This is a genomic window from Escherichia sp. E2661 (genome assembly GCF_004745185.1).
Lineage (GTDB): Bacteria > Pseudomonadota > Gammaproteobacteria > Enterobacterales > Enterobacteriaceae > Escherichia.
Map to the genome: position 1 here is coordinate 1 of NZ_PDIG01000041.1, position 12,714 is coordinate 12,714.

Genomic DNA, 12,714 nt, shown 5'->3' on the forward strand with positions numbered 1-12,714 from the left:
AGTCGTCTTCATTCATTACCACGTCCAGACGCCAGTGCAGCNTATTCTCCACGTGCCAGTGATTTCGGATCGCTGTGGCGAACTTCTCAGCGGTTAAATCAGCAGAACTGATATAATATCTGACCGTCATTTCTGGCTCTTTCTTTTGTTCTGCTATTATGGACCGAAAGGAGACTGCCACGCATAATTTCTTCAGCCCTTTCCATTCAAACGTGAAATCAATAAGTTCATCAGGGACATCGCAAACAATATGAAGACGGATCTCTTCTCTGCCGTGACTCTTTTCACTAATTGCGTAACTGTCATGCTCTGGATTATTTAATTCTTTCAGCGGAAATTTTTCCTCAAAGGCTTTATTTAGCCGCCCCTGGTTTCCTTTTACAGCGAATAAATAATCACCTCCCTGTTTTTGTATCTTCTCTGCAATATCTTTCTGGCAACCCATCGCATCAGTTGTGATAATTTTTCCTTTAATATCCAACATGTTAAGAAGTTCAGGGATAGCTGTGATCTCATTAGATTTCTCATCTGTCTTGATCTGTCCGATGACCAGACTGTGCATTGTTGAGAACGCACTAATGACATGAATCGCTCCCTTGCGGCGACTCTTGTCATAAGAATGCCGGAGCGTTTTTCCATCAATTGCAATGACGTCTTTATCATTTGATGAATGGCAGTCACGCATCCAGTTAATAAAGCACTCGTGAAATTTTGCAGGACTGATACAGGATACAACTCTGGCAATGGTATCGTGAACAGGAATACCATTTTCAAAATCACCATATTGCTTCAAAAAATCGAGATGTGTTTCCCCAAAATCCTCTATATCTTCCCATCCTTCTGCACCAGAAATAACGGCACAAATAGTCAACAGTAGAATATCCGATAATTTATGTTCCACTTTCCAGGCTTGTCTGTAATCGGGAATAATAGAAATATGTTCCATCAGTTTTTTAAGTTCCATTTTGCTCTCCTTAATTATGTAAGGAGTATTTGATCATGTATAAGTAATAAAAAACAGCTTCAGGTAATGAGGAATATCTCAATTTTTAAACATAAAATGCGAATTATTTAGTACAAAAAGTGTACTTCTGATGATCTTTCCCTGTGATGATCTTTCCCTGGTTAAACAGGTGGTTAAGGGGATGCGTAATGGGATGTTTAGTGTGCTGAATGAGAGTTAAATAATAAAACGGGAAGGCTACATGCCTTCCCGTTTTATATTAATCACCCGGCTTCTCCCAACATTTTATCTTTTCTATTTCTCTCTCAATATCATCCATATCATCATCTCCAAGATCGGTATTAAAATTTTCAGTAATAACCCTTCTTATTTCAGCCAATCGATGTGTAATATTTTTATCATCAATAAATTTAGTGGTTTCCTTAAAATAAGAACTCAACAATTTATCATCAATAACGTTCTGTTCTATACCATTGAAATAATACCTTGCAATATTCTTAAGTGATATCAATATGTACTCTACCTCACTTAGAATATAAAGGGCATCCTTCCCGGGTATATTAATTACATCATTGTTTTTATTCATATTATTTACGCCGAGTTATTTTTGCATTATCAGAAAGAATAATATCACCTTTCACAGTCAATTCATCTATATGGTATCGAGGGTTTGTTACCCACTCTAATTGCTCGTTAGGTACATCCGTTTCCACATAATCTCTACCTTTCCCACGACCTATTTGATATTTCGCCTCTATGTCTACTTGACTGAGTGGTTTTTTATTCGCAGGTTCCAAATATACACGACCGTTATCATGCGCCTTAATTATCCCACTTTCAGCAATCGCATTTGAACCTTTACGATTAGTATAATGCCGCACACGAGTAGTTCCATTACAGAGCTCTTTTTTTAATCCGAGTGGATCAATATATTTCAACGGATTAGGCGCATAAGCATACAGGTTCAGCCCGCCTCTCAGCCCTATCGGATCCGTAACCAGGAACCGCCCGACATCCGGATCATAGTACCTGTGCAGATTGTAGTGCAGCCCCGTCTCCCTGTCGAGGTACTGTCCCTGGTAACGCAGGTTCTGTTCCACCCTGCCGTGGTCCTTCTCCTGTATCGTGTTACCCCAGACCTGATACCCCGTCTCCCACACGATTCTCCCGTCACTGTCCGTCATCTCTTCCGGCGCGCCGTTCACATCTGTGTGAAAATACAGTATCCGGTTCGGTCCCTCTTTGCCCGCCTTATCCACCCGCGCCAGCGGTTCATAACTTCCCTGGTCCCTGTAGATATACAGGCTGCCTGTTCCCTCCGGCCTGCTCTCCTGCGCCAGTCGCATTCCGTCCCATAAAAATTTTGTCCGGTTGTACGCTTTACCGTCAGGGCTGATGTGCTGTTTTTCCGTCCGCCTCCCCAGCGCATCGTACACATACCGGTACGTTCCCCGCACTGTCGTCACTTCCACCATCCGGTGTTCCGCATCATAACGGTAACTCTGCGTTCCGCTCCGGCTCTGCTTTTCCACCGCACGGCCAAATTCGTCATAACGGTAGTGCACACCACGGTAAGACATCAGCCGGTTGAACGGCACCACGCTGTTTTCTGCCGTGGCCCTTTCCCCCGCGCGCCTCCCCAGCAGGTTTCCCGCCGCGTCGTACTGCCAGCTCGCCAGATACCCCTCATCCTCCGAGCGGCACGCCGTGATGTGGCCCGTAGGGTCATAGAAGTAATCCGTTTCCCCCCGCCGGCTGTGCCGCGTCTTCAGCAGTTCATCCTCGCCGCTGTAGCTGTACTGCCGGTCCGTGAACGTCTCCGGTACCACCCCGCCGCATCCCGCTGTATGTTTCCCTGCGCTTCAGCCGCCCGCCGGGGTCGTAAAGCTGCCGCGTGCTCAGTCGCCCCTGACTTCTGAGCACCTCCCGGTGCAGGGCGTCACGTGTGAACTCGCTGATGACCTCCCGGTCCAGATTTATCTGCTGGAGATGTCCGCTCCCGTAGTACAGATGGCGCTGCGTTCTGCCGTCCGGAAAGGTGGTGGCAGTCCGGTTGCTGAGTTCATCGTACTGATGGGTTAAGACGCCCTGTGCCGTCTCCTCAGTCAGCATCCGCCCCAGTCTGTCGTAACTGAAACGGATAATCTCCGGTGCGTCCGTTTCCCCGGCATCCGACCTCCGGCGGCGGATTTCCAGTAACTGGTCTGCCGCATCATAGACGTATTCCGTACGGCTATCGGCTGTCTCCTTTGCCGTGAGCCGGCCCACCGCATCACGCGCCAGCCGGTGACGGATTTCACCGCCCCGGTCCCCGGTGAACACCACTTCCGTGACCGCGTTCAGCGCGTTGTAACGGTACGCCTGGCGGCAACCGTCCGGGTTTATCTGCTCCGCCAGACGGTCCAGCACATCGTGTCGGAACTGATAGCGTTCTCCGTTCTCGTTTGTCAGCCGGGTCAGCCGCCCGTAAGCGTCGTACCCGAACGCCGTCCTGCGCCCCATCGCGTCCGTCCGGCTGCGCACCCGGCCCTGCCCGTCGCGTTGCCAGCGCGTTATCCTCCCCATCGGGCTGGTGTACTTCACCAGCCTGCCCGCCGCGTCTGACTGGTAATTCACCGTGCGGCCGTCCGCCAGTATCACCTCCACCAGGTGACCGCTGTCGTCATATCCGTAGCGCGTGCTGTGGCTCTGCGCGTCAGTCATCCGTATCAGCCGCGTGCGTTCGTCGTAGAACCAGGCCGTCTGCGAGCCGGAACAGTCCGTATGTCGCATGAGCTGCCCGTCTTCGTTCCACTGAAGGTATTTATTCCCCCCACGGGCATCGGTTATCTGTACCACCTGGCCGTGGCGGTCATACTGATACCGGGTGTTCTGTTGCAGCGGGTCGGTCACGGCAAGAAGATTGCCGCGTTCATCGTACTCACACCGCCAGCTGTTCCCCGCTGCATCCACTTCCGTTTCCGGTTCGTGCCACACCGGGTGCCACTGTGTCTGTGCCACCCGCCCCAGCGGGTCGTGCGTCTCCGAGATATGCCCCAGGCGGTCATACACATAGCGCCATTTGCCGCCCTGAGCGTCGGTCATCCCCAGCAACAGTCGTTCTTCGTCGCTCCAGCGGAACGTCATCACCTGCCCGGCTTCGTCCTGGTACGCCGTCACCTGATTCTGTGCATCCCACTGATGAAAGCGGGTCCGGCCCATCCCGTCTGTCACACATACCACACGTTCAGCCATCCGCCAGTCCAGACGGTATCGCGCACCACTGTCGGTATGGTGGCCCGTCACGCGCCAGCCTGCATCATCCGGCCCTTCATACCAGCCCCACTGGTAATAATATCCTTCACCACCGGGCTGGCGGTGCAGCGTCATGCAGTGGTTTTCGTCGTAAGCAAACTCACGCAGCAGCTGCCCCGTGCTGTCGTACACGCCGTTCAGGTCGCCGGCCTCGTCATAGCTGTAACGACGCAGCAGTAAAGGAGCAGCCTCAGGGAAATGCTGATAAATCTGTGTCACCCGCCGGGGATGCGCCGCCAGTTCGTAATACAGACGGATGCACGGACGCTGCTGTTCGCCGCTGATTTCAGTGATGCGTCCCCGGTCGTCGTAGTACAGATTCAGACAGTTGCTGTTACGGTCGCCCAGCATTTTCAGCCGCTGGCGCTGCGGGTGATGCGGGTCGGCTTCAAACAGAAAAAAATGTCCATCATCGCTGCTGATAAGCCAGTGCCCCTGCTCACCACGCCGTACTGCCAGTCCTTCGCCGGGGCTGTAAAAGCCACTCCCCGGCAGCACGGCTTCCATATCCAGGCGTCGCCCCATACCCGACACAAAGGTCATGCAGTTTTCGTCCGCGTTACCCGGTGTGCGCACGAGGCTGACTTCATACATCACACTCCAGCCCTGACCAAACATCCCTTCCGTGCGTTCGTCACGACTGCTGTACACGCGCTGCCAGTCCAGCGGAAAGTGGCCCGGCAGGCTGAAGTCGAAGTCATCGTCATCGGCCAGGTATTTGGCCCCGGTGGCGGCATTGACCGGATGCGGAAGGGCTGTGGTGGCCTTCTGCGTCAGCATGCTCATCCCGATACTGGCAGCAAAACAGGCGATTTTAGAAAGCATTTTGCCCGGGCGAAGAAACATCAGCGCCACGGTTGCCACCAGGGTTATCTGCGACCTGCCGCTTCTGATATCCCTGACCACCAGTAACGGACCGCCAATGCGCACATCCGGTGACACAAACGCCCCGTCCCCCGGCTCATTCACCACCCTGGCCTCGCAGGTGCAGCGTGCCCCGCTGCGTGCCGCCGGCTGGCTGTTGATACGCACATCCCGCGCGCCTTCCGCGATATATTCCGCCGCGGGCGGCTCGTCATCGCCTTTGAACAGATTACTGATGCTGCCAATAACCGCATTCACTCCCTGAAAGGCGGTTTCCAGCATACCGTCCGGACTCAGCAGGTTAAGGGCCGTTCCCAGAGGGTCATCCAGAAAGGCGGCTTTTTTTTGTGCGAGAAACTGCGTCAGTGAGGAAGGATGTTTATGGCAGTCGATTTTATCGTCAGGGGTCGGGGTGGAGCCCGGGGCCGCACTGGCCACAGTGGGCTGCCATAGTTCCGACACAAAATGTGTCACGCCATCCACCATTTCAGAACGCCCTTCTTCCGTACTGAGCTGGTCGTGCAGCGCACGGGACATCAGCACAGGCCCTGTCACCGGGTTAACCGCCAGGGCTATTGCCCCCGCCATTTCCAGATATTCCCCGGCGACATCCCAGAACGTTCTGGCATCCTCCTGACGCTGCGCTTCTTCCTGTTCCGCCTTCGCCTGCGCTTCCTGCGCCTCAATGTCCTGCCGCGATGCCGCAGTCGCCGCTGCCCGCGCGGCAGGTTTGCTGTTGATCCATGTGTCGCCAGAGCCGGTGAGGATGTAACCTTCAGTCTGAGGAGGGAAAAGCATATTTGCGAGGTCTGAACAGGCTTCGCTGACCGTTTCTGTCACGCCGGTGTACACCATCGCCACACCCACCACAAAACCGGTCAGCACGACGGCCGTGCATCCCATCGTGAACCCCACTGACGCCGCCAGTAACGAGGTTGCGCCGACAATGAGGGCATCAATAACGACATTTGCGGCCACCTCCAGCACCGCCCCCAGCACATCTGCCATAAACGACGTATGCAGCAGGGCATCACCCTGTCTTGCCGCCCAGAATGCATCTTCCATGTCCCGTTCCCTGTGTGATTAATTCGTCCTGGCTTCCTGCCGTATCCTGAAGCGCAGATTCTTTTTAATTTCAGCCCAGCGCGTCATATCAGCCGGGGTCAGCGGTGTGGTTCTGGCGTAGGTGAAGGCCATCATGACCCGCTCACCCGGCAATACAAATGCCACCTGACACTGGTACACATGCTCGTTACCCCTGAGAAACTGGCTCTGTATCTCCAGCCCTTCCTCTGCGTCATTAACCCCCACGCGGGTCACCTGCACGGGCGTGTAGCGCAGTTCTTTTACCTGCTTTTCCAGCTTTTTCATTTGCTGTTCAACCTGAGATGCTAATTCGTCTCCTTCCTGCATCTGGCCCCGGCTGATAATTAGTGCGGCGTCGGGATTGCTGAGCCGCAGCATATTAATGGTACTATCCTGAATAATATTTCCAGGAAAAGTTACAACAGTTTCATTAAGATAATACTCCGTCATAATGGCATGAGTCCTTTTTAATAAATGAATTGTTTATGGATTGGTTTTTATTTATTTTTTAGTCATGAAGGTAACGTCTATTGCCGTCTGAAGGGCTGTTTTCTCTAATGCTCCAGGCGGAGGTATATCTGCCGCTCTGTTATTCATATTTAAATCAAGCTGCCCTGATTGTGTATTTATTTTCCCATTTTCTGTTGCAGTAATATTAAAATTCTTACAGGTTATATTAAATATCCCGTCACTGGTCATTTGCAGGATAGTTTCTCCGCAGCTAAGAATAATGGAATCTCCCGCAGCAAGGCGTAAATTCTGCACTGTCTGAATTGTTTTATCCCCTCCGGCGAGAGAGATATCATCTGTCTGGACTGTTAGAGAACGTTTCTCACCAATAATCGCAGTTTCTGTTTTATCAATGACTTTAAGGCGATTATTGCCCACCCAATGGCTTTCATTATTATTTACTTCAATGCGTTGATCTTTCTCGGCATGCAACCAGATTTCTTCTCCGCCAGTTTTATCCTCAAAACGCAGGGCGTTAGCATTGGTTGGGCCGCCGCCGATGGTGTGGCTGTAAAACCCGCTTTGCGTCGCTGCGCCCGGTAGTCCCCACGGTGGCATGGTGTCCTGGTTGTATGTCCGCCCTACGATAATGGGTAAATCCGGATCACCATTTTTGAAATCCACCAGAACTTCCTGACCAATGCGCGGGATCTGAATGCCACCGAATCCTTTACCCGCCCACGGATAACTGACACGGACCCAGCAGGAACTGTTTTCATCATTCTTACCGTAACGATCCCAGCCAAACTGAACTTTCACCCGGCCATATTTATCTGTCCAGATTTCCTGTCCCGCCGGGCCGGTCACGATGGCGCTCTGTGGGCCTTTGGTGTGGGGTTTGCTCAGGGTTCGCTGCGGACGGTAAACTTCATTGGTGGGATGTAACTCAAAGCTGGTTGAGTAAGAGAAGTGCTGCTCCTGGCCGCTGTGTTGCGCATTGTCCTGTATAAATAGCGTGGTCTGTGCCAGCAGATATTCCCGGTTCACTTCGGCTGTCGGATAGTTTTCCAGGGTGAAGGTAAAACCTGTCATCAGGGTACGAATATTGCCGCTGCCCTGTACCCGACTACCGGGGCTCCGCTGTTCTTCCATGCGGATGCGTGTCAGCATTTCACCTTCACTCTTTGTGAAGTAGTCTCCCGGCCATTCATAGTGCTCATATTCAGCAAGGCCGGTTTCACGCGGATTAGCCACGGTGCTCTTCAGCAGTGAACGCGGCTTCATAAAGTCGAAATCATTCAGCACCCACTGTCCGCTGCGCAGGCTTTCATTTGCTGTGATGGTATGGATAAACTCCTTGTCCAGTTTCAGCCCTTTCTGGTAATAACACACCAGCGGCGAATCTGCGCATGCCTTGTGGACATTAATGGCATCAGCCAGCACTAACGTGTGACTGTTCTCGCTGTGCTCAAACCACCAGTAGATACCCCACTCCTGCATCAGGCGCTGAATAAAATCGAAATCTGTTTCACCGTACTGCACCTGCCAGGCGCGAGTCGGATAATTTTCCACCAGTCGTTTTTCGACTGGCCAGGGGTACTCATCCAGTACCTCATCCAGAATGTCCACCACGTTTTTATTCTGAAACGCTTTGTAGTCACTGGTGTGGGTCAGTATTTTTAACCACGGTTCGATCCGCAGTTCATACACCACCGAACGTCCTTGGTGACCAGCCACGCGTGCTGCCGTCACCAGCCCGCTGATATAACGTTTTCCGCCGCCATCCAATTCGATATGGACGCACAGATCTTTGCCCACCATCGGTTTGAGCTGCAGGTTGGCTGCGGGGGAAACATAGCCCAGGTTCAGGGTGTCAGGCGTTTTTAATTTAATAGAATAAGTAAATAGTTCCCCTACTGTTTCTGTACCCCCCAAGCTTGCAAACAGTAACATTCCATCAGGAACTGCGCTGCCGCTCAAAGTCACGTTATGTGTACCCGCTCCAACTAGTGCGCCGGATGGATAATCTGTAGCTGTAAAACTCATAATTAATCCTTTTAACTAGAAATGGTTCACTGCTAATAAGAAATCTTACAGAAAAGAAAATATGCAATATATTCGCCTGGCATAAAATACTTCAATACTTATGAGTGCTACTAAGAAACTATCAACCATATATACCATGAAGAATGCACCGTTATGTTAACCTGGTGAAAACATTCATCTGAAACACATTAATAAAACTAATGAAATTATTTAATTTGTCATTTGATATGATTATCATCAAGTCTTAAAATACGTTCCCCTGATCTAATTATGCTAAAACCATAGTATTCTTTTTTACTTCCGGAAGAGAGCATGTATTTTCCGATATAAATGACATCTGAAGATAGCTCACTTATGTCAATACATACGGGATCGAACTGACCAGTCACTCTTTTCAGTTTTATTGCATTGCCATATTTACCTTCATATAAAATGTAATTTGAAATCATATTCCCATCGTCTGGTTTTGAACAAACCCGTCCGTCTTGTAAATATATATTACCAGGCAACAATGGGCGAACATAATCACCAACAGTACATCCCGACAAAAAGAGCAACAAAAAAAATCTCTTCATATGACGCCCGCAGGAAATAAACCAAGCACATTTTTGTATTTTTCCGATAGAGTATTCACTGATTCAGTTGTATCACCTACATACTTAACATTTGCCAAATCAGCTACCAGTCCATAGTTAATCAACAGCCAATAATCAGCAACTATAGATGCTTGTTGTTCCATGGAATAAGAAGCAATTGACTGTAAACTAAGATCGTAATGATAATTTGCTGCCCAGGAAAATAAACCACGCAACTTAACTGAATACCCTTTCTGATATTGCCAAACATGCATCATTTCATGAATAAACAAGTGAGAAGCACCTGCTACTGTTTCACGACCACCAGGCATTGCTTGCGATGAAAAATCTGAACTATAAACAGCATCAGGATAATACATTTCCCCGTTTGGGGTCATCGCGGTTCTTTCCCCTTGACCTGGCAAATATTTTTCATTGTGGATCCATACTTTGTTATAATCAATTGTATTCTCAAAAATCGATCTGGCTAATGTTAATTCACCAGATGTCATTCTCCTTAATGACATATCCTTCCTCCTGGAGATAATATTTTTCAGATAAAAAACAAACGCTATTTTATTATTTATTAAATAGGGTTCTATTTGATGCTCAATATTTCCACCTTATGAAGTGTTGATGGCATCGTCTTCATAGACAACGAAATCAAAGCAAGTTCTCAACGTTTTCCATTACGATTTCTTAACATTAATTCTCAGCATTTTTATTTATCTATCTTCGATATCAATTGTTGATGTAAATGATTTTACGGATAACATAACTTTCATCAATCAATTAATATCTATAAACGCTACCGCCCCACCCTGATATCTTAATCTGCACATAGCCATCTTAACGTTATGCCCCATACATTAGTAATGTAAATTAAGAATTCGGAATATATCAAATTCACTTCATAAATTAATATCGAGAATGATATACACATTAATTATATTGAAGTAATGTTTTAAGGGTTGTAATGTCCCTGGAACGGGACTAATTCAAGAAGTTTCTGTTGGGCAATAGCGCGTTTATCACCCTATATCCCTCTTACATTTTTTGGCATTTTCTGTAGCGTCGGTAACTGGCATTTCTAATCAGCAATTGTATTGGTCTTTGGCGTATTACCCCTGAAACCAGTCATACGCTAGTCCTTCACTATTCAATGATAATCAGCGACGACCAACCACACCAGTGTCCACTGCAACCACTGGCGTTCAGAGCAACGAACGAGTGGTGAAAAAAGTCGGCGACCGTCGAGTACCATCGAACCAAAAGTGGTTTTTCCGTCATAATTTCATCAGGTTGCGACTTTGTCGCTAGCCGCCATTATCCCCACACATTTATAGCGGGATTATTTTGCATCGTTACACGATAAAAGGTAGGATTCTGCGCCGACAGTTATACCCATAAAGAATAATGGTGAATTTTGTCATCGCCAGGATGAATAAACATTGTTCATGGCAAGTTATATGACGTTTTTATTAAAGCAATCAGGGAGAGCAATGAGTAAACACGACACCGACACTTCAGATCAACACGCCGCGAAACGCCGCTGGCTTAATGCCCACGAAGAGGGGTATCACAAAGCGATGGGCAATCGTCAGGTGCAGATGATCGCCATTGGCGGCGCGATTGGTACTGGTTTGTTTTTAGGCGCGGGAGCCCGACTGCAAATGGCAGGGCCAGCGCTGGCACTGGTCTATTTAATCTGCGGCCTGTTTTCGTTTTTTATTCTGCGCGCGCTGGGTGAGTTGGTATTACATCGCCCTTCCAGTGGCAGCTTTGTCTCCTATGCCCGTGAGTTTTTAGGAGAGAAAGCCGCTTATGTTGCCGGTTGGATGTACTTCATCAACTGGGCGATGACGGGGATTGTCGATATCACCGCCGTCGCACTGTATATGCATTACTGGGGCGCATTTGGTGGCGTGCCGCAGTGGGTCTTTGCACTTGGCGCACTGACTATCGTTGGCACCATGAACATGATCGGTGTGAAATGGTTTGCGGAGATGGAGTTCTGGTTTGCGCTTATTAAAGTGCTCGCCATTGTGACCTTTTTGGTCGTGGGTACAGTGTTCCTCGGTAGCGGTCAGCCGCTGGATGGCAACACCACTGGCTTTCATTTGATTACCGATAACGGTGGTTTCTTCCCCCACGGTCTGCTGCATGCTTTGGTGTTGATTCAGGGCGTAGTGTTTGCTTTTGCCTCCATTGAAATGGTGGGTACAGCGGCCGGAGAATGTAAAGATCCGCAGACCATGGTGCCTAAAGCGATTAACAGTGTGATTTGGCGTATTGGCCTGTTTTACGTCGGCTCCGTGGTGTTGCTGGTTATGTTATTGCCGTGGAGCGCGTATCAGGCGGGGCAAAGTCCGTTCGTGACGTTTTTTCTCTAAACTGGGTGTGCCATATATCGGCAGCATTATGAACATTGTGGTGCTGACCGCTGCCCTCTCCAGCCTGAACTCTGGTCTGTACTGCACCGGGCGTATTCTGCGCTCGATGGCGATGGGCGGTTCCGCACCGAGTTTTATGGCGAAAATGAGCCGTCAGCATGTGCCGTATGCCGGGATTCTGGCGACGCTGGTCGTTTATGTTGTTGGCGTATTCCTCAACTATCTGGTGCCGTCTCGCGTATTTGAGATTGTCCTGAACTTCGCGTCGCTGGGAATTATCGCCTCGTGGGCGTTTATCATCGTGTGCCAGATGCGCCTGCGTAAAGCGATTAAAGAAGGCAAAGCAGCGGATGTCAGTTTTAAACTGCCTGGCGCGCCCTTCACATCCTGGCTGACGCTACTGTTTTTGCTGTGCGTGCTGGTGCTGATGGCGTTCGATTACCCGAACGGGACTTATACCATCGCGGCGCTGCCGATTATCGGTATTTTGCTGGTTGTGGGTTGGTTTGGTGTGCGCAAACGCGTTGCCGAAATTCACAGCACTGCGCCAGTCATCGAGGAAGATGAAGAAAAACAGGAAATTGTGTTTAAGCCTGAAACGGCGAGTTAATTGCAAAAATTCCCGGTTTAAAGCCGGATGCGGCGTAATGAACTGCACCCCAAATGTTGGACACAATCTGACATCTGAAGGTGCAGTTTATGAAACATTCATTTGAAGTAAAACTTGCCGCTGTAAATCATTACCTGGCTGGTCATGCAGGCATCATTTCTACGGCAAAGCTATTTCAGCTTTCTCACACCAGCCTCTCACACTGGATTAATCTTTTTCTTCTTCACGGTCCTCTGGCACTGGATTGCAGGCACAAGCGATAGCTATTCTCCTGAAGATAAACTTCGCGTAGTTCTTTATGCTCTCGGGCCATTCTGATGNCTCTACCCCGGGTGGCCTGTCCCGGTTTAAACCATTCCCCAGCCAACAACATGGTTAAAAACTGGATAAAAGGCTACCGCAAATCTGGTGATGAGCCTTTATCAGGCGCAG

The 12,714-nt window shown here is 49.4% G+C and carries 6 protein-coding genes and 3 pseudogenes; 2 read left to right on the forward strand and 7 right to left on the reverse strand.

What is annotated here, in order from left to right:
* The 7 genes and pseudogenes from CRI63_RS22430 to CRI63_RS22460 form a co-directional block, all read right to left on the reverse strand.
* Positions 1-964 (reverse strand): ISAs1-like element ISEc1 family transposase (locus CRI63_RS22430; RefSeq protein ID WP_135520848.1); only part of this gene is annotated, 964 nt, incomplete at its 3' end.
* Between the two features lie 259 nt (positions 965-1,223).
* Positions 1,224-1,550, reverse strand: coding sequence for a hypothetical protein (locus CRI63_RS22435; RefSeq protein ID WP_135520850.1), 327 nt, complete (start codon positions 1,548-1,550; stop codon positions 1,224-1,226).
* Between the two features lies 1 nt (position 1,551).
* Positions 1,552-6,187 (reverse strand): annotated as a pseudogene (locus tag CRI63_RS22440) (RHS repeat-associated core domain-containing protein).
* 18 nt (positions 6,188-6,205) lie between these two features.
* Entirely contained in the window at positions 6,206-6,658 is a 453-nt protein-coding gene (locus CRI63_RS22445) for a DcrB-related protein (RefSeq protein ID WP_130219330.1), read from the reverse strand.
* 51 nt (positions 6,659-6,709) lie between these two features.
* Positions 6,710-8,704: a type VI secretion system tip protein TssI/VgrG gene (gene tssI, locus CRI63_RS22450; RefSeq protein WP_135520852.1), complete on the reverse strand. Its 1,995-nt coding sequence runs from the start codon at positions 8,702-8,704 to the stop codon at positions 6,710-6,712.
* 218 nt (positions 8,705-8,922) lie between these two features.
* Positions 8,923-9,279 (reverse strand): hypothetical protein, encoded by a 357-nt coding sequence (locus CRI63_RS22455; protein WP_130219326.1) that lies wholly within the window; start codon positions 9,277-9,279, stop codon positions 8,923-8,925.
* Entirely contained in the window at positions 9,276-9,806 is a 531-nt protein-coding gene (locus CRI63_RS22460; RefSeq protein ID WP_135404346.1) for a type IV secretion protein Rhs, read from the reverse strand. The genes CRI63_RS22455 and CRI63_RS22460 overlap by 4 nt, the downstream gene beginning before the upstream one ends.
* 975 nt (positions 9,807-10,781) lie before the next feature.
* Here CRI63_RS22460 and ansP point away from each other — a divergent pair.
* Positions 10,782-12,282: pseudogene (ansP, locus tag CRI63_RS22470) on the forward strand (L-asparagine permease).
* An 89-nt stretch (positions 12,283-12,371) separates the two neighbouring features.
* A pseudogene (locus CRI63_RS22475) lies at positions 12,372-12,714 on the forward strand (transposase); the annotation flags it as partial.